The 16,966-nt window shown below is 57.7% G+C and carries 17 protein-coding genes and 1 riboswitch; of the genes, 8 read left to right on the top strand and 9 right to left on the bottom strand.

Annotated elements, in window-relative coordinates; all coding sequences use genetic code 11:
• Positions 1-129 precede the first annotated feature (129 nt).
• Positions 130-1,032 (bottom strand): LysR family transcriptional regulator, encoded by a 903-nt coding sequence (locus tag ACTJKZ_RS18250; RefSeq protein ID WP_161736901.1) that lies wholly within the window; start codon positions 1,030-1,032, stop codon positions 130-132.
• A 128-nt stretch (positions 1,033-1,160) separates the two neighbouring features.
• Here ACTJKZ_RS18250 and ACTJKZ_RS18245 point away from each other — a divergent pair, with 128 nt between their 5' ends.
• Together ACTJKZ_RS18245 and cspE are read left to right on the top strand one after the other, a co-directional pair.
• Positions 1,161-1,424, top strand: a complete 264-nt coding sequence (locus ACTJKZ_RS18245) for a DUF2798 domain-containing protein (RefSeq protein ID WP_161736900.1) — start codon at positions 1,161-1,163, stop codon at positions 1,422-1,424.
• Positions 1,425-2,083: 659 nt separating this feature from the next.
• Entirely contained in the window at positions 2,084-2,296 is a 213-nt protein-coding gene (gene cspE, locus ACTJKZ_RS18240; RefSeq protein ID WP_161734054.1) for a transcription antiterminator/RNA stability regulator CspE, read from the top strand.
• Positions 2,297-2,489: 193 nt separating this feature from the next.
• Here cspE and ACTJKZ_RS18235 read toward each other — a convergent pair whose 3' ends face one another.
• Positions 2,490-2,675: a hypothetical protein gene (locus ACTJKZ_RS18235; RefSeq protein ID WP_253420406.1), complete on the bottom strand. Its 186-nt coding sequence runs from the start codon at positions 2,673-2,675 to the stop codon at positions 2,490-2,492.
• A gap of 168 nt (positions 2,676-2,843) precedes the next feature.
• Between ACTJKZ_RS18235 and ACTJKZ_RS18230 the strand changes: the two genes are divergently transcribed.
• Positions 2,844-3,755: an alpha/beta fold hydrolase gene (locus ACTJKZ_RS18230; protein WP_161734056.1), complete on the top strand. Its 912-nt coding sequence runs from the start codon at positions 2,844-2,846 to the stop codon at positions 3,753-3,755.
• Positions 3,748-5,139, top strand: coding sequence for a hypothetical protein (locus tag ACTJKZ_RS18225; protein ID WP_285087108.1), 1,392 nt, complete (start codon positions 3,748-3,750; stop codon positions 5,137-5,139). The genes ACTJKZ_RS18230 and ACTJKZ_RS18225 overlap by 8 nt, the downstream gene beginning before the upstream one ends.
• A 16-nt stretch (positions 5,140-5,155) precedes the next feature.
• On the opposite strand, the gene ACTJKZ_RS18220 is transcribed toward ACTJKZ_RS18225, so the two are convergent.
• The gene (locus ACTJKZ_RS18220) at positions 5,156-6,508 is read right to left on the bottom strand and encodes an MFS transporter (RefSeq protein WP_222924860.1); all 1,353 of its coding nucleotides are present in this window, start codon (positions 6,506-6,508) and stop codon (positions 5,156-5,158) included.
• Between the two features lie 170 nt (positions 6,509-6,678).
• A complete protein-coding gene (locus tag ACTJKZ_RS18215) occupies positions 6,679-7,581 on the bottom strand; it encodes an FCD domain-containing protein (protein WP_440829908.1) in 903 nt (300 codons plus the stop codon).
• 137 nt (positions 7,582-7,718) lie between these two features.
• Here ACTJKZ_RS18215 and ACTJKZ_RS18210 point away from each other — a divergent pair, with 137 nt between their 5' ends.
• Positions 7,719-8,747: a zinc-binding alcohol dehydrogenase family protein gene (locus ACTJKZ_RS18210; RefSeq protein WP_161734064.1), complete on the top strand. Its 1,029-nt coding sequence runs from the start codon at positions 7,719-7,721 to the stop codon at positions 8,745-8,747.
• Between the two features lie 6 nt (positions 8,748-8,753).
• Here ACTJKZ_RS18210 and ACTJKZ_RS18205 read toward each other — a convergent pair whose 3' ends face one another.
• Positions 8,754-9,674 (bottom strand): nucleoside hydrolase, encoded by a 921-nt coding sequence (locus tag ACTJKZ_RS18205; protein WP_222924863.1) that lies wholly within the window; start codon positions 9,672-9,674, stop codon positions 8,754-8,756.
• A gap of 117 nt (positions 9,675-9,791) precedes the next feature.
• A riboswitch (Fluoride riboswitch) is annotated at positions 9,792-9,867 on the top strand.
• Between the two features lie 87 nt (positions 9,868-9,954).
• On the opposite strand from ACTJKZ_RS18205, the gene crcB reads away from it, so the two are divergent.
• Positions 9,955-10,332: a fluoride efflux transporter CrcB gene (gene crcB, locus ACTJKZ_RS18200; RefSeq protein ID WP_150011351.1), complete on the top strand. Its 378-nt coding sequence runs from the start codon at positions 9,955-9,957 to the stop codon at positions 10,330-10,332.
• Positions 10,333-10,453: 121 nt separating this feature from the next.
• A complete protein-coding gene (locus tag ACTJKZ_RS18195; RefSeq protein ID WP_161734068.1) occupies positions 10,454-11,269 on the top strand; it encodes a sugar phosphate isomerase/epimerase family protein in 816 nt (271 codons plus the stop codon).
• Here the strand turns inward: ACTJKZ_RS18195 and ACTJKZ_RS18190 are convergent.
• The 3 genes from ACTJKZ_RS18190 to ACTJKZ_RS18180 form a co-directional block, all read right to left on the bottom strand.
• Complete coding sequence (locus ACTJKZ_RS18190; RefSeq protein ID WP_161734149.1) at positions 11,266-11,871, bottom strand: alpha/beta hydrolase; 606 nt, start codon at positions 11,869-11,871, stop codon at positions 11,266-11,268. The genes ACTJKZ_RS18195 and ACTJKZ_RS18190 overlap by 4 nt on opposite strands.
• An 11-nt stretch (positions 11,872-11,882) precedes the next feature.
• Complete coding sequence (locus ACTJKZ_RS18185) at positions 11,883-12,824, bottom strand: glutathione S-transferase family protein (protein ID WP_161734070.1); 942 nt, start codon at positions 12,822-12,824, stop codon at positions 11,883-11,885.
• A gap of 98 nt (positions 12,825-12,922) precedes the next feature.
• Positions 12,923-13,822, bottom strand: coding sequence for a LysR family transcriptional regulator (locus ACTJKZ_RS18180; protein ID WP_161734072.1), 900 nt, complete (start codon positions 13,820-13,822; stop codon positions 12,923-12,925).
• A 141-nt stretch (positions 13,823-13,963) separates the two neighbouring features.
• Here ACTJKZ_RS18180 and ACTJKZ_RS18175 point away from each other — a divergent pair, with 141 nt between their 5' ends.
• Entirely contained in the window at positions 13,964-15,088 is a 1,125-nt protein-coding gene (locus tag ACTJKZ_RS18175) for a GNAT family N-acetyltransferase (protein ID WP_440829907.1), read from the top strand.
• Here the strand turns inward: ACTJKZ_RS18175 and ACTJKZ_RS18170 are convergent.
• On the bottom strand, positions 15,085-16,917 hold the full coding sequence (locus ACTJKZ_RS18170; protein ID WP_161734076.1) for an ABC transporter ATP-binding protein: 1,833 nt from the start codon (positions 16,915-16,917) through the stop codon (positions 15,085-15,087). The two genes, ACTJKZ_RS18175 and ACTJKZ_RS18170, sit on opposite strands and share 4 nt — an antisense overlap.
• Between the last annotated feature and the right edge of the window lie 49 nt (positions 16,918-16,966).

Here is a 16,966-nt window from a genome sequence, read left to right as displayed (position 1 = left end):
AGCTGAATGCCCGCCTGAAACGGTCTGCTAACCACAAACCCAGTGCGCTATCCGGCAGCGGTGAGTGACTTTTGCGGGTGGATAAGCAGAAAAATGCGTCAATTTTCGCCCGGCAAAAACGCGCCTGTCTTAAATCGCATCGGCCACAAATTCAATAAATGTCCGTACTTTCGAATTGAGTGCCGAACGTTCGGTGACACAGGCATAGATATTCATGGGCAGGGACTCAATGGTGCTCTCGCCACTGTGACCTGACCAGGACAAAGGCCTTAGCAGACCGCTGTCTATCAGCGGCTGAGCAACAAAGCTTGCCAGACGGGCAATGCCGCCGCCGTTTATGGCTATTTTAGCAATAATATCAATATCATCGCTGATAAAACTGGGGTTAGGTTTTGCATTGACAGGCTGTCCGTTGACCATAAACGTCCATGGCAGAAACCGTCTGTCGGTGGGATAGCGGAAAACCAGGCAGGCGTGCTGGCTAAGTTCTCCAGGCGTCTGAGGCGTGCCAGCGCGATCAAGGTAAGCGGGAGCCGCACAGAATATAAAGGGTAGCGATGCGATTTTTCTGGCGATGAGTTGATCATTCAACTGTGCTTCGATGCGGATACTGACATCGACGCCTTCCAGGCGATGATCGACGTTGCGATCGGTACTGATCAGTTCAATATCTATATCGGGGAAAGACGCTTTGAAAGCGGGCATAAGGGGAGCCAGAACGTACCGACCAAACGCGGCTGTCGTAGCGATACAAAGTGGCCCCTGCGGTTTGGTTTCATTCGCTGCAGCCTGAGAGGCGAGTTCGATATCATGTGGGATGTGACGGACTTTCTCGAAATAGCGTTTACCGTTTTCCGTTAAGGTCATGCTGCGGGTGGTACGCGATAGCAGTCGCACGCCCAGATGCGCTTCAAGACGGGAAAGACTCTGGCTGACTGCTGCCGGACTCATACCTTTAACGCGTGCCGCCGCTGCAATACTGCCGTTTTCCACCACGCGGATAAAAGTGCTAATCAGCCCTAAAATGTCCATCATATCCTCAACGGTTAATTCGTCAATTTTACTTAATAACGATTAAAGCATAACCGCTCTACACCCCCCCGCATAAGCTTGTTAAGTTAGCCGCAGTCTTCTCTACTTTTGTTAAACAGGATATTCAGATGACTGATGCTGCAACAAAAAAAACCTTACGAACCCGTTTGCCGGTGCGCACGGCACCTTACATATTTGCGTTTTACATGGCGATCATCATGGCGTTCCTGATGAGTCTGGTTATCACGTTAGCCGAATTCGGAATGGGACCTCATTACATGACAAATGTGATGAATGCTTACCAGGTCGCCATGCCAGCCGCTTTCTTTTGCATACTGGTTGTCCGTCCTGTTGTTATCCGGCTCGTAGGATTGACCGTTCACGGTCACTGAGACAGTCAGCATGCTCAAAATGGGCGGACAGATAGGGTTTAGCCCGCTTCTCGCTCATCGCGGCAGGCTGCTTCTGCACCAGAATGGAGGCGGGTGACAAACCTCCAGCATTTCAGATGCAGGGTGAGGGCGGGCGGGCCGTCCGGATACTGACCGGTATCAGGATGAAAGATACCGAAGAGCCGGGCGTACGACATGCAGCAGGTAACGCTCACAGATAAGCAGGGCGAGAAAACCCTTTCGCTGGCCGTGCGGAAATTTTTAGGCGATGTAACATTACTGGCTCTGTTTTATTGTTAAGCATCAACGTTAAATCGGCACCGTCATTATGACAGGATTTGCCTGCTCCTCTTCGCACACAGCGGGGCCTGAAGCACTTCCTGAGTAGTCAAAATATAACGGCCATTCAGCCATCTGAGCGTTTAAATGGTTAAAATAAATAAACTTATACATTGCTAAATTATTATCGCTATGTCTTAATGCGTCATCGGTTTGGAACACAGACCTTATGAAAGCAGTTTTAGTAAAGTAGTCCTCAGTTCAAGTGTTATCCACAGATATCCTTCTTCGAGAGCCTCCTCCTAAGTGCCCAATAAGTAAATCTCTAACTACAGGCCATCTTCGCCGCTCTTAGTGGCTAATCGATTAAGGAAATATCTATGTCTGACAAAATGACTGGTTTAGTAAAATGGTTTAATTCAGATAAAGGTTTTGGCTTTATCACTCCCGATGATGGCAGCAAAGATGTATTCGTGCATTTCTCTGCTATCCAGGGTGATAACTACAAAACGCTTGATGAAGGTCAGAAAGTCTCCTTCACCATTGAAAATGGCGCCAAAGGCCCTGCAGCCGGCAACGTCACAGCGCAGTAAGCCGCGCTCATTATCAGCGAAGCTTACAATAGCGATGAAGACATAAGTCTGAGCAGATAAGCTCTGCTGATAATAAAATAAACCCGCTCAGTGCGGGTTTTTTATTGCCTGAAATTCGTATTATCTTTCGCATTAATTCTGGTCTGCTGACCTGCTACGTATTTATTCGTCCACCTCGATGTTAATCCTCTCTTCATAAGCCCTGCCCGTTATGAAATGTCAGGTTAAACCATCGGGCAAAAGCCATCACGCGCCTTTTGAAATAAGCGATGTTCCACTGAGGTGTATTACTGATTGCCAGCAAGTAATCCATTTCTTTTGCTAACGCTGGATATCGGGCATCGAATGTAAAGCGATACTCCTCGGGTGTTTCAGTCATTGCCTTCCCGCTTACACCAGACAGATCTCCCGCCAGAGTTCATCACCCGCAATGCCAGCTTCTTCTTATGCGAAACCCCATACTTATTTCACACCATCACGCGGATAACCCGCCTGCTGCCCGATCCCGTCCTACACTGAATTATTCTCCCCAAATCAGGAGCAGCGGATGATCCAGAAGCATCAACGAAAACAGGCAGCGATTGTGGCAGGCGTGGGATTAGGTGTGGCGGCTACGCTTTGGGGTATGAAACGCTGGCAGCAGCTGAAGCAGACACCGCCAGTGTCGCCGCGCAGTCATCACGCCGGGCTGGCGGGTTATTTTCAGCAGGTAGGCGACTGGCGTATGTTTACCCGCGTCACGCCCAATGAAGATAGGGGGCTGCCGGTGGTACTGGTTCACGGTCTGGTAATGTCGGGCCGGGCGATGGAACCGCTGGCGCTGGCGCTGGGCCGCGACTATCACGTGCTGGTGCCGGATCTGCCCGGTTTTGGGGCCAGTGCGCTGCCTGCTTCTGCGCCGATCATGTCCGTGGATGAGCAGGCTGAGGCGCTCTGGCTCTGGCTACAGCACAACGGGTTTCAGCGTGCTATCTGGGTCGGGAACTCGTTTGGGTGTCAGATTCTGGCGGCACTGGCGGTGAAATACCCGCAGGCAGTGGCGGGGCTGGTGTTGCAGGGGCCGACGGTCGATCGTCATGCCCGCAGCCTGCCGCGTCAGTTGTGGCGCAGCTGGTGTAATGGCCGACTGGAGTCGCGTCGTCCGCCGGGGCCGCTGGCCCGTATCGATTACGCTAAAGCGGGGCTATGGCGCGCCTTTGGCACTATGCGCGCCATGATGCGCGATCGCATCGAACATCGTCTGACTTACATCACTGCGCCGACGCTGCTGCTGCGCGGCTCGCGCGATCCCATCTGTCGGGCGCGCTGGCTGGATGAGCTTGCTGCCCTGATGCCACACAGCGAACGCCTGACGCTGCGCGACGGCACCCATACGCTGCACTACGTCTATCCGTGGAGTTTCTGCAACGCCATTCGCCCGTTCCTGGCGCGCATTCAGCAGGAGAATCAGCATGAGTAAACCGCCCAAAGGCATCGCCCGTTTTGACTCTGCCGCTGCCATGCTGCTGGCGCTGGCCAATGCGCTCAACGATCGACCCTTTGCCAGTCCGAGCCAGTCACCGACGCTTGACCGGCTGTTACCCTCATTGAACCGTCTGCCGACCGGGCTGCGTGAGTGGGGCTATGCGCTGGGTGGCATGGCAGAAGGTATCAGCCTGCGTCAGGCGGGCGAGCTGGATGTGGAAGGCATCGCAGAATGGATGGTCAGCGAGTACCCGCAGCAGGACTATCCGGCGGCGTTTATTGGCTCATCGAACGGCGCGCTGGTGCATCTGGCGTCGGCGATGGGCGTGCCCTGGCTGCCGCAGACCTTTCTCTGTCCGGTGCGGGCGACTAACAGCGATCCCGATGATGCGATGGCGAGCTTTGAGCAGGGCAAAGAGATAGCCGCAGCCCTGCTGGCCGCCTGGCCGAGGCTGGCGGTGCACCATATGCATGACCCGAATCAGGATCGCCTGATGCTCGACCAGATGCGCTATTTCCGGCTGAAACTGCGCGAATTGCCGCTGGCTTTTAATGAGTTTCTGATGGGGAGCCTGCCCGCGGGTTCAACGCTGTTTATCAACCACTGCACCCGCCAGTGGCCGGTGACTCGCACCAGCGATCGCTCGTTTTTCCAGTTTGGCGCACTTGGTGGCGCAACCGAAAAAGAGTATTTACAGGGTGGCCCGCGGGTAGCGGAATATCTGGCGAGTTACGGCATTGATCGTGAGCGCTGGACGCCGCCTGACATCACCGACCACGTACCGGAAGCGGAGTGGGGCCTGGATGGTTATCTGATTTCCCCGCTGAAAAAACTGGCGGCGGCGCAGAACTGGAAACTGATGGAGATTCGTTACGAAGACCCGGAAGCGATGAGTTATGTGGTGGCGGAGATTTATCGCGACTGGTATCTGGCAGCGGGCATTTTACCGACCCGGCTGACGGTGGACAGCTTCCTGTTAATGGATCCCTGGTGTACCCAGCAGCAGCAGGCAATACCGTTCTGGCTGGTATTCTGCACCGAACCGTCCGCGGCAGCGCTGCAGCGCTTCCTGGAAAAACAGCCGCCGTTCCGCAACATTGACATGATGCTCTTTTCTCACGGCACCGACAGTATCGGGCTGGCGGAGATTGATCGCTGGCGGGCGCTGCTCTCTTATGCGCGTGACGAGGGGGCATTGATTGGGGTGGACGAAGAGCGTTTCCCGCGTGACTTTGCGACGTTTGCCCGCTTCGACTCGGCACTGCGTGAACGGGCACCGCTGTTGCCACCGCCACCTCCTCTGAGTACAGAGAAGGTGATGGCGGGCATTAAACGTTACGGTGCGAAATATGGCGTCACCCTGACGGCGCTGACGTAGCCGCCGTCAGTTGTGATTATTCGCCGTCGGTAATTGGCTGGCGCACCAGCAGCAGGTAGGCGAGTGCGCCAACCAGCGTTACACAGGCGCAAATCATCAGCGCCAGGCTGAACGATTTGGTGGTGTCGAGCACCCAGCCGGTGATGACGGGCGCGAACGAGGCGAAGATAAAGCTGGCGAAGTTCTGGATGCTGCCGACCGAGGCGGTCATGCGGGCGGTGACGTTGGCGTGGATAAGCCCCCAGCACGACGTTCCGGCAAAGTGGATGCAGAACAGCGCCATCCCGATCAGCGTCACAGCGCTGGTCGTGTCGGTCGCGCGGGTCACCACCGCGGTAAACCCGGCGGACAGCAGCATCCCGCTGACGATGCAGACTTTGCGGGTTTTTACCGCGTTAAAGCCGCGACGCACCAGTGAATCAACCACGTAGCCATTCAGCAGCATGCCCGCCGCACCAAACAGGAACGGAATCGCCGCCAGCAGGCCGGTACTTTTCAGGTCGAGATGATAGGTCGACTGCAGGTAGCCCGGCAGCCAGGCGATGTAGAGCCACGCAGTGTAGTTGATGCCGCTGAAGCCAATCATCATGCCCCACATGGTGCGCTGCTTAAACAGGCCGCGCCACTCTCTGAAGCTGATTGGCTCTTTACGCGAGGCGACGCTGCCCGCCTGCAGATAGTGGATCTCTTCGGCGCTCAGGGTGTTGTTATCGCGGTCGCGATAAATCATATACCAGCCGATCGCGAGGAACATGCCGAGGATACCGATGGTGACAAACATGCCACGCCAGCCCATCACCAGCATCATCGCCGCCAGAATCGGCGGGGCCACTGACAGCCCAATCATCGACGCCGCATTGAACATCCCCATCGGCATGCCGCGATCTTTAATGTTGAACCAGTCGTTGATCACTTTTACGCCGCACGGGTTCATCGGCGCTTCGCCAATGCCGAGGCCGATGCGCACCAGTACAAACTGGGTGAAGTTATGCACCAGACCAGAAGCCGCCTGGAACAGCGACCAGATGAACATGCCGATACCGAGCATAATGCGCGGGCCTTTACGATCCAGCAGCGCACCGCACGGCAGCTGCGCCAGACCATACGCCAGTGAAAATGCAGAGAGCAGGAGGCCGATTTCGGTGGCGCTCAGCCCCATCTCCTCGCGTATGGTCATATTCGCTACCGACAGCGAGCTGCGATCCAGATAGTTGATGATGGCGGCGAACAGCAGCAGCAGCATCGCCGTGATCTGCACCTTACGGATGCGCGGTGAACGCACCACATCGCTGCGCATCGGCACAAAGTCCTGGCCTGGTGGCGTGTCGCCGGTCACGCTGTCGCGGCCGGTTACTGAAGTCTTTTCCATTGCACTCTCCCGAAACTGGGTACTTATCGTTATGGTGAGAAGGGGTCTGCGCGCAGCGGCAAAAGGCCGCCGTGACGTTGCAGTCGAGACTAAGAGCAAAGGGTTAAGGATGTTGCAAAGATGTTTCTGAAGCGTGCGGGAGATAATGCTTTGTGGTTTTTAATCGGTTTTTAATTGTACTGACTGATTGAGCGCACCATTGAGGTTTTGGCGGTCGCCAGATGGTTATGCAAGGCACAGAGCGCATCGATATCCTGACGGCCAATCAGCGCGGTGAGAATCGCCATATGCTCCTCCAGCGCCACAATATTTCGCTGCTTGAGATCGCTCTCATCCCACTGATAATGCGAGTGAAAGATCACCGAGATAATCTCCAGCGACTGATTGAAAAACGGGTTGTTAGCGGCGGATAAAATCAGCGAATGCATCTGGCGGTCAAGCGCAGCAAAATGACGATAGTTGCTGGCAATGGTGTCGCGCATTGATCGGTGACGATCCAGCAGATCCCGCGCCTGCACCCAGCGTTCATCGCTGGCGGGCAGATTAAGGAAGCGGCTCAGGGCGTGGGTTTCCAGCATCTCGCGCAGTTCAAACAGCTTCTCGGCGTAATCCTGCGTGAACTTCTTCATCCGCCACTGACCACGTTTCACCGGCTCCAGCAGGTCATAGCGCATAAAGCGCAGCAGAAACTCGCGTACCACTACCGGACTGACCTTCACCTGCTGCGCCAGTTGCAGCTCGCTGAAGGTGTCGCCCGGCACCAGCTGCCGCTGATTAATCATATTAAAAAACATCTGCTCGAAGTGGCTGGCCTGCTGCTCAATCGGCGGCGTTAATGCGCTAAAGCCGTCATCATCGCGAGGTTCGCGTACGATAACGTAAGTCTGATCGACTTTATCCAGCACGCCGCACTGGTGCAGATAGTGCAGGGTATGGCGCACCGTGGTGCGGCTGATGTTGAACATCTCCGCCAGCGCGGCCTGTGGCGGCAATGGTGAACAGATATGACGCTGAGCAATGCTCTCCAGCATCTGGTTGATCACATTCTGACGCAAATTCTGGCTGCGACTCATCTCACTCTCCGGTTTTTTATGCATTAAAAACCATTCAAAGCCCAAAAAAATCGCCGTGCTTCACACTTCCCGCAAACGAACGCCGCGCCGCAAGCAGGATTCGCCATAACTGCCAGCAGGACAACCGGAGAATCACCATGACAACAATGAAAGCACTGGTCATCGCTGAACCACGTAAGATGGTTTGGGCCACTCGCGACACCCCAACGCCTGCCGCTGGCGAGGCGCTGATAAAAATACTGACTGCCGGGATCTGCGGCACTGACATTCACGCCTGGTCCGGCAATCAGCCGTTCTTCAGTTATCCACGGGTGCTGGGCCATGAAATCTGTGCTGAAGTAATGGCGCTGGGCAGTGGCGCGGAAGGCTTTCAGCCCGGCCAGCGGGTGGCGCTCATGCCCTACATCTCCTGCCTGCAGTGCGACGCCTGCCAGAGCGGCAAGACCAACTGCTGTGAGCAGATCTCAGTCATTGGTGTGCATCAGGATGGCGGTTTCTGTGACTACCTGAGCGTGCCGGTCAGCACCCTGCTGGCGGTGGATGAGGTGGCACCGGAAGCGGCCGCGCTGATTGAGCCGTTTGCCATCAGTGCCCATGCGGTGCGGCGTGCCGGTATTGTGGCGGATGAGCAGGTGCTGGTGGTGGGCGCCGGACCGATTGGGCTGGGTGTCGCCGCCATTGCCGCCGCCAGCGGCGCGCAGGTGGTGGTGGCGGATACCAGCGAATTCCGTCGCCAGCATGTTGCGGACCAGCTCGGGCTGGCGACACTGAATCCGGCTGATGAGGCCTTCGATAGTGCGTTGCGCGAGCAGTTTGGTAGCCGTCTGGCGCTGAAAGTGATCGACGCCACCGGCAGCCCGGCGGCGATGAACAATGCGGTCAACCTGATGCGGCACGGCGGCACGATTGTCTATGTCGGTCTGCACAAAGGCGATCTGGTCATCCCGGACAGTGAATTCCATAAAAAAGAGGCCACGCTGATGGGCAGCCGCAACGCCACCCGCGAAGATTTTGATCGGGTGCGTGCGTTAATGGCCAGCGGCCAGCTGCGCGCCGACATGATGCTGAATCACCATCTGGCTTTCTCCACGCTGGATGAAACCTTTGAGGCGCAGGTCATCAACAACCGCGAACTGATCAAAGGCGTCATTCACTTCGATCGGTAACCGGATTCAGGGCGCGGTGAGGGTCTCAAAGAAGTGCGCCCGCACCGCGTCGGCATCCACGCCGAGCGCAATACGCTGGGCGGGCAGACCGGCAAACGGATCGGCTCGTGATGCGAGCGCGCTCAGTTTACGCACCGTCTGACCGCAGGCGATGCCCTCTGTGATCACCCGCAGCGGGCTTTCAGTAAGCGTAAAGGCCTGTGGCAGCGTCAGCCACGCCACCGCCAGGGTGTCGTGCAGCGCCATACCCTCGAATCCCTCTTTCTCCAGACTGTAAGCCAGGTAAGGGCGACAGATAGCGCTCAGCACCGGCTGATTCAGACGCTGCACCTCATCGCCGCTGATCAGCACTTTGTGCGTGACATCCAGCGGGATCACCACCACGTTCAGCGCCGAGGCGAGTACCTGATCGGCGGCGTGCGGATCTTTCCAGATATTGAATTCACTGAAGGGCGTCACGTTGCCGCTGTGGCCGTCGGTGCCAAACGCACCGCCCATAATCACCAGCTCTTTCACCAGCGGAATAATATCCGGTGCCTGATTAATGGCCGTGGCGATATTGGTCAGTGGGCCAATCGCCACCAGGGTGATCTGATGCGGCTGCGCCCGCACGCTGTCGATAATAAACTGCACCGCGCCCGGTGCCTGATCGCTAAAAGCATTATCAAACGCATCGCCCAGCCCATCTTCACCGTGCAGCCTGGCGGGCGCAGAGGCGGCCAGCGCCAGCGGCCGTGAACAGCCGCGATAGACCGCCGCGCTGATCGCCATTTTGTCGCAGAATAGACGGGCATTTTTCACCGCCTGACCCACCGCCACGTTGCCAGATACGGTGGTAATCCCCAGTAAATGCTGCGTCCGCGCCGCATAAGCCAGCGCAAAGGCGTCATCCACGCCGATATCAGTATCAAAAATCAGGGTACGCATAGGCTCTCCGCAACAGGCTGTAAACCTTCAGCATTACCCCGGCAATAGCAACATCGTCAAGTGATTCAGCCGCCCTGCGCGCACTATTGCCAGCCTGAAACGGGCGTCGTATTATCACCGGCTCAAGGTGATGGCGTGCCACCTTTCCCAACCGCCGGTGGGCTTAACACCGGCTGATGACGCCTGACACTCAATCCTTTCGCGGGAGCTGAGGTGTCAGGCGCAGTTTATCTCTGCCTCTCTCCCCAGCCCCGCATTACTCTGTAATCAGGAGCAAGACATGTTTAAACCGTTACTGGCTGTGATGATCGGCGGCTCTGCCGGCTGCGTACTGCGCTGGCTGTTCGCGATGCGTTTTAATGCACTCTTTCCCAACCTGCCGCCCGGCACGCTGCTGGTGAATCTGATCGGCGGTCTGGTAATCGGCGGGGCGATGGCCTGGTTTGTTCGCCATCCCGACATTGACCCGATCTGGAAACTGCTGATCGTCACCGGACTCTGCGGCGGGCTGACGACCTTCTCCTCTTTCACCGCGGAGTTAATGGGGTTGCTACAATCAGGGAAGTATTTCTGGGCGATGGCCAGCGCGCTGGTGCATGTGATTGGCTCGCTGCTGATGGCGTTTGCCGGTTTCGCACTGGTCACGCTGCTGGGCTGACCCGGTGCGCGTCATACCGCTTAAGGGATACTGATTTCGGGCGTGTGCGCCGTGGATTGGATAATGCGCGGCGCTGACGCTGAACCTCACCGATTATTCCGGACGATTAAGGAGCCGAGCAATGCGAACCAACCCCACATTCCTTAACCTGGTGTTGTTAAACGGTGAACCCGGCCAGAAGCTGCAGGCGGCGCGTGACGCCGGTTTCGATCAGGTGGAGATCTGGCGCGAGGATGTCGACGCATATGAAGGCGGTGCGGCAGCACTGGCTGAAATCAGCGCTCGACAGGGACCTGGCTTTACCAATCTGCAGGTGCTGCGTGATTTCACCGGCGCACCCAGTGCGTTGCGATCTCAGAAGCGCGAAGAGCTGCGTCAGTTTATACAGATTGCCCAGGCGCTGGGCTGTGACACCCTCCAGGCACCGGCCAGCACCCGTGAGGATTGCTGTGCCGATCAGATTGATGATGACCTGCGCTGGATGGCCTCGGAAGCTGCGCGCTACAACATGCGCATTATGTATGAGCCGATGGCCTGGTGCAGCGTAGATAACACGCTGCCGCTGGCGTGGCAGCGATTGCAGCGACTCGATCAGCCCAATATCGGGCTGGTGATCGATCTGTTCCACATCTGCGCGCTGGGCGGTGACGCCTCCCATCTGGACGGCATTCCTGCCGATCGCATCTATGAAGTACAGCTGTGTGATATGGCCGCCGTTCCCGCACAGGATAAGCAGAGCCTGATGGCGATGGCAAAGCATCAGCGTCTGCTGCCCGGCGATGGCATTATCGATGTTGAACGCTTTGTCGATAAGCTCAAAAGCGCGGGCTATCAGGGGCCGGTGGGAATCGAAGTCTTTAATGATGCGCTGAAACGCCTGCCGCCCGACGTGGCTGCCCGCCATGCCTGGCAGGCGTTAACGCGCTGCTGGGGTTAATCCTGTAAGCACTGCCCAATAAACGCGGCGGCGTGCATGGCACCCTGAGCGGAAATGGTGTGGCCGGTGGCGGGTTCAAAGCGCGCGTCGACCGGCACTGCCGCGGCTCGCAGCCGGGCCGCCGCAGATTCGCTCTCCTGCCATGGGATGACTTCATCAGCCTGACCATGGATCAGCAACGCGGGCACATGAGCCTGCGGGGTTAGTTCACCGTCAACCGCCAGACGACCAGAAAAGGCGACCACGCCCGCCAGCGGATAACGGCCAGAAGCCAGCGCATCCAGCGCCATGATCGACCCCTGAGAGAAGCCCACCAGCACCACATCCTGCCAGCGGTCGGCAAAGCCGTGCTGCGCGACGATGTCGCTGAGGGTCGTATCAAACGCGGCCCGTGCCGCCCGAACCCGACCAGGCCGGTTCTCTGGCGTCACGTCTGCCAGGCTGAACCACTGCCAGCCAAAACCGGCGGGAAAACGTTCAGGCGCATTGGGCGAGGCAAAAACCACATCCGGCAACAGCGTCGCCCAGTGACGGCCAATCGGTGCCAGATCGTCGCCGTTACTGCCCACGCCATGCAGAAAAATCACCAGTGCTTTTGCCATCATTGCTCCTTTTATAAACCGTATTCACTCAGATCAGGCCCGGCCGGAACGATGCCATTCGGGTTCAGCGCCTTGATCGAGTAGTAACCCTGTTTGATATGGTCAATGTTGACCGTTTCACGTATGCCAGAGACCGACAACATGCTCTTAAGATAGCGATTCAGCAGCGTATAGTCGCGGATCCGGCGCAGGTTGCATTTGAACAGGCCATGGTAGGCGACGTCAAAGCGAATCAGGGTCACAAACAGCCGGATGTCGGTTTCCGTCAGCCGTTCACCCAGCAGGAAAGTACGACCATCGCTGAGCAGCGCCTCCAGTTCATCGAGCTGGCTGAAAATGTCATTAAACGCCTGCTGATAGCTGACGGAGGTGGTGGCGAAACCCGCGCGATAAACACCGTTATTCAGACGCGGATAGAGGCTCTCATTCAGCGCATCAATCTCCGCACGCAGCGCAGCGGGATAAAGGTCGATGCGGTTATCGGCCAGATCGCCGAAGCCGCTGTTAAACATACGCACAATGTCCGCAGACTCGTTGCTGACGATGGTAGCGGTTTTTTTGTCCCACAACACCGGCACGGTGGCCCGGCCCGTGTAGTCGGGCGCGACGCGGGTATAGATTTCATGCAGATACTGCGCGTTATTCAGCGGGTCCTGCTGTGCGCCGGGTAAATTGCCAAAGCGCCAGCCCTGAGCACCGAGCTGCGGTTCAACCACCGTCACGCTAATCAGCGACTCCAGCCCTTTGAGCTTGCGGGCAATTAACGCGCGCGACGCCCACGGACAGATCAGCGCCACATAGAGGTGGTAGCGATCGGGTTCGGCGGCGAATGCCGTGGAGCCATCGCTGCTGATAAAGCCCCGGAAACCCGACGTCTGACGGACAAACCCGCCCTGTTTATCGGTAGCCTGCACCGGATGCCAGTCACTACTCCATTTACCTTCTACTAACATTGCGCGACTCCTCTCTGTTTTGAGAAGCAGCTTAACTGATGACTAAACAGGTGATAATCCGGTTGTAAAGACAATCATTTCTTCCATTATGGACGGAATCAGGCGGGCGGGAAGCGGGTAAAGTGAGTGACCAGGAAGTCGATAAGCAGGCGCGCGCGATGCGCCAGATGACGGGCGGGCGGATAAACCGCAAACAGGCCCAGCGGCGGCGTGTCGAAGTTATCCAGCAGCCGGACAACATCGCCCTGTTGCAGCGCGGGAGCGGCGATGAAACCGGGCAGACGCGCAATACCTAATCCGGCGACGGCCGCCTGCAGACAGGCTTCGGTGTTGGCAAAGCGCAGACGGCCACGGACCGGCACGGTGACGATCTCACCATCATCGCCGGCAAACGGCCAGTGCCAGGGATCGCGGAAATTGGTGTCGATAATGCACTGGTGCTGCGCCATTTCCCGCCAGTGCTGTGGCGTACCGAACTGCTCAAGATAGATCGGTGACGCAGCAATGCGAACATGCACTTCGCCCAGCTTACGCGCGACCAGACTGCTGTCGCTGAGGTTACCGATGCGGATCGCCATATCAAATCCCTCATCGACGATGTTAACGGCCCGGTCTGAAAAACTGACATCCAGTTCAATCAGCGGATAGCGCCGGGCAAACGCCACCAGTACCTGAGAGAGCACCGCCGTGCCAAAGGAGCCCGGCGCGCTGATTTTCAGCCGGCCGGTAGGGGTGGTGGCGCTTTCCCGCACGCTGGCATCCAGCGTCTCAAATGCATCGAGCAGGTTTTTAACCCGCTCGTAATAGCTGCGGCCAACGTCGGTGGGCGAGAGGGCGCGCGTACTGCGCTTAAACAGCTGGACGCCGAGCTGATGCTCCAGCTTTGAAACCAGTTTAGAAGCCTGACTGCTGCTGGTACCGAGGCGCAACGCCGCTGCCGAAAAGCTGCCGGTTTCCAGCACCGTGACAAACATCCGGTCACAATCGAGTCGATCCATGGCGAAGTCCTGAAAGGGTAAAGTCGCAGTATAGAAGCTGCGGCCAGGCGTTGCAGCCTTCACATTGCGTGCCTTAACCCTTTCGCTGGCGGGGAAAACCTGCTTGACTGACGCTCTGCCCGACGTTCTCTGGAGTAATTCATGTCGCTGATTCACCTGACGTCACTGGCGGCGATCCCGGCCGCCGAGTGGGATGCGCTGTTGCCTGATGACCAGCCGTTTTTGCGCCACGCTTTTCTGCTCACTTTAGAAGAGAGTGGCAGCGTGCGGTTTGAGGCGGGCTGGCAGCCTGATCACATGCTGTGGCGGGAAAAGGGCGTGACCCGCGCCGCGCTGCCGGGCTACCAGAAATATCATTCACAGGGCGAGTATGTCTTTGATCACGCCTGGGCGGATGCCAGCCAGCGCGCCGGGATCCGCTATTACCCGAAATGGCTGGGGGCGATTCCCTTCAGCCCGGTCAGCGGCGCGCGCCTGCTGGGTGACACATCCGCTGCGACGCAGCTGCTGTCGGCTCTGCCGGAGAGCCTGTTGCAGCACGGCTTAAGCGGTGCACACATCAACTTTACCGATGCGCAGGCTAACCAGCTGCTGGCCGATCAGCCCGACTGGCTCTCCCGGCTCGGCTGTCAGTATCACTGGCATAACCGTGGCTACCGCGATTTTCAGGATTTCCTGGATACGCTGATGTCGCGCAAGCGCAAGCAGCTGCGTAAAGAGCGTGAGCAGGTGGCGCAAAGCGGCTTTGAGTTTGACCGCTACCTGGGCTACCAGCTGCGCGAAGATCAGTGGGATTTTGTCTATACCTGTTACGCCAACACCTACGCGGTGCGCGGCCAGCGGCCCTACCTGACGCGCAACTTCTTCAGCCTGCTGGCGGAGCGGATGCCGCAGAATATTGTGGTGGTGATCGCCCGCTTACAGCAGCAACCGGCGGCGATGGCCTTTTATCTGCGTGACAGCAACACGCTCTATGGCCGCTACTGGGGTTGTCTGGCGGAGTTTGACCGGCTGCACTTCGAAACCTGTTTCTATCAGGGGATGGATTTAGCGATTGATGAAGGGCTGACGCGGTTTGATGCAGGCGCGCAGGGCGAGCACAAACTGGTGCGCGGCTTTGAGCCGCAGATTACCCACTCCTGGCACTATCTGCTGCATCCGGGCCTGCGCGATGCCGTGGCAGATTTTCTGGTGCAGGAGCGGGAAGGCGTGCGCGGCTGGGCGGAAGAAGCACGCGACGCCTTACCCTATCGACGCGGCGATTAATCGACGCCGACAAAACCCCCGGTCTGATGCTGCCAGAGCCGGGCATAGAGACCGTTTTGCGCCAGCAGCTCGTGATGGCTGCCCATCTCGGCAATGCCGCCTTTATCCAGCACCACCAGCCGATCCATCTTCGCGATGGTCGACAGGCGGTGCGCGATGGCGATAACGGTTTTACCCTGCATCAGTGACTCCAGGCTCTCCTGAATCGCCGCTTCCACTTCAGAGTCGAGCGCCGAGGTGGCCTCATCCATGATCAGAATCGGCGCATCCTTCAGCAGCACGCGGGCTATCGCCACACGCTGACGCTGACCGCCCGACAGTTTCACGCCGCGCTCGCCCACATGCGCGTCCAGCCCGGTGCGGCCCAGTGAGTCAGAGAGCAGCGGGATAAACTCATCGGCGCGGGCGCGGTGAATCGCAAGCTGCAGCTCCTCTTCGCTGGCGTCGGGACGACCATAGAGCAGGTTTTCACGGATTGAGCGGTGCAGCAGCGAGGTGTCCTGGGTGATCATGCCAATCTGGCTGCGCAGGCTCTCCTGCGTCACGGCGGCGATATCCTGATCGTCGATCACAATCCGCCCCGCGTTCAGGTCATAGAGGCGCAGCAGCAGGTTCACCAGCGTCGATTTACCGGCGCCCGAGGGACCAATCAGCCCAATCTTCTCGCCAGGTTTGATGTCGAGGTTAAAGCCGTTAATCACCTGACGGCCACCGCCATAATCGAAGCGCACATCCTCAAAACGGATGTTGCCGCGCGTCACCTTAAGCTGCTTCGCCTGCGGCGCATCCTGCACGCTCAGCGGCTGCGCGATGGTTTTCAGGCCATCCTGTACCGTACCAATATTTTCGAAGATGCCGTTGACCACCCACATGATCCAGCCGGACATATTCACCAGGCGGATGACCAGACCTGTCGCCAGCGCAATCGCCCCGACGCTAATCAGCGACTGGCTCCATAACCACAGCGCCAGCCCGGAGGTCGAGACAATCAGCAGGCCATTCAGCGCCGACAGGGTCAGATCCATGCTGGTGACCATGCGGCCGGCGTTCTGGGTTTTTTCGGTCTGCTCCTGAATCGCCTCACGCGCATACTGCCGTTCCAGATCGCTGTGGGCGAACAGCTTGATGGTGGCGATGTTGGTGTAGCCGTCAACAATGGTGCCCATCAGCTTTGAGCGTGCTTCCGAGGAGACCACCGAACGTGCTTTGACGCGCGGCACAAAGAAACGCAGCGAGGCGCTGTAGGCCACCATCCAGATAATCAGCGGGATCATCAGCCGCCAGTCGGCACCGGCAAACAGCACCAGCGAGGTTACCGCGTAGATCAGTACGTGCCAGATGGCATCCACCAACTGCACCGCGGAATCGCGCAGAGAACTGCCGGTCAGCATAATGCGCTGGGCGATGCGACCCGCGAAATCGTTCTGGAAGAAATTGAGGCTCTGGCGCAGCACGTAGTTGTGATTCTGCCAGCGGATCATGCTGGTCATGCTCGGGCTGATGCTCTGATGCACCAGCATGTCGTGCAGGGCGATAAAAATCGGCCGCAGGATCAGCGCCACCGCCACCATCCACAGCAGTATCGGCCAGTTATCCCGAAACAGGCTTGCGGGCGTGGAGTGATTGACCATGTCGATAATGCGGCTCAGATAGCTGAACAGCGACACTTCAATCAGGGCTGACGCCAGTCCCACTACCAGCAGTGCCGCGAAACTCGGCCAGACCTGCCGCAGATAATAGAGGTAAAACGACCAGACCGTTGAGGGGGGCGAGTCGGTGGGCGCGTCATGAAATATATTGATAAAACGCTCAAAACGGCGATACAACATAGCGATACTCTTTCCGTCCGGTAAAGAGCTACAGCTTAGTGCATGAACC

Origin of the sequence: Pantoea sp. 22096 (assembly GCF_052045955.1) — a bacterium.
GTDB lineage: Bacteria > Pseudomonadota > Gammaproteobacteria > Enterobacterales > Enterobacteriaceae > Pantoea > Pantoea alfalfae.
Note: the sequence above shows the minus strand (reverse complement) of the source record. Positions and strands in the feature narration are given on the sequence as shown.

Excerpts from the sequence above, each read along its gene's own strand:
- ACTJKZ_RS18250 (WP_161736901.1), bottom strand. The coding sequence starts at position 1,032 with ATGGACATTTTAGGGCTGATTAGCACTTTTATCCGCGTGGTGGAAAAC.
- ACTJKZ_RS18245 (WP_161736900.1), top strand. The coding sequence starts at position 1,161 with ATGACTGATGCTGCAACAAAAAAAACCTTACGAACCCGTTTGCCGGTG.
- cspE (WP_161734054.1), top strand. The coding sequence starts at position 2,084 with ATGTCTGACAAAATGACTGGTTTAGTAAAATGGTTTAATTCAGATAAA.
- ACTJKZ_RS18235 (WP_253420406.1), bottom strand. The coding sequence starts at position 2,675 with ATGACTGAAACACCCGAGGAGTATCGCTTTACATTCGATGCCCGATAT.
- ACTJKZ_RS18230 (WP_161734056.1), top strand. The coding sequence starts at position 2,844 with ATGATCCAGAAGCATCAACGAAAACAGGCAGCGATTGTGGCAGGCGTG.
- ACTJKZ_RS18225 (WP_285087108.1), top strand. The coding sequence starts at position 3,748 with ATGAGTAAACCGCCCAAAGGCATCGCCCGTTTTGACTCTGCCGCTGCC.
- ACTJKZ_RS18220 (WP_222924860.1), bottom strand. The coding sequence starts at position 6,508 with ATGGAAAAGACTTCAGTAACCGGCCGCGACAGCGTGACCGGCGACACG.
- ACTJKZ_RS18215 (WP_440829908.1), bottom strand. The coding sequence starts at position 7,581 with ATGAGTCGCAGCCAGAATTTGCGTCAGAATGTGATCAACCAGATGCTG.
- ACTJKZ_RS18210 (WP_161734064.1), top strand. The coding sequence starts at position 7,719 with ATGACAACAATGAAAGCACTGGTCATCGCTGAACCACGTAAGATGGTT.
- ACTJKZ_RS18205 (WP_222924863.1), bottom strand. The coding sequence starts at position 9,674 with ATGCGTACCCTGATTTTTGATACTGATATCGGCGTGGATGACGCCTTT.
- crcB (WP_150011351.1), top strand. The coding sequence starts at position 9,955 with ATGTTTAAACCGTTACTGGCTGTGATGATCGGCGGCTCTGCCGGCTGC.
- ACTJKZ_RS18195 (WP_161734068.1), top strand. The coding sequence starts at position 10,454 with ATGCGAACCAACCCCACATTCCTTAACCTGGTGTTGTTAAACGGTGAA.
- ACTJKZ_RS18190 (WP_161734149.1), bottom strand. The coding sequence starts at position 11,871 with ATGGCAAAAGCACTGGTGATTTTTCTGCATGGCGTGGGCAGTAACGGC.
- ACTJKZ_RS18185 (WP_161734070.1), bottom strand. The coding sequence starts at position 12,824 with ATGTTAGTAGAAGGTAAATGGAGTAGTGACTGGCATCCGGTGCAGGCT.
- ACTJKZ_RS18180 (WP_161734072.1), bottom strand. The coding sequence starts at position 13,822 with ATGGATCGACTCGATTGTGACCGGATGTTTGTCACGGTGCTGGAAACC.
- ACTJKZ_RS18175 (WP_440829907.1), top strand. The coding sequence starts at position 13,964 with ATGTCGCTGATTCACCTGACGTCACTGGCGGCGATCCCGGCCGCCGAG.
- ACTJKZ_RS18170 (WP_161734076.1), bottom strand. The coding sequence starts at position 16,917 with ATGTTGTATCGCCGTTTTGAGCGTTTTATCAATATATTTCATGACGCG.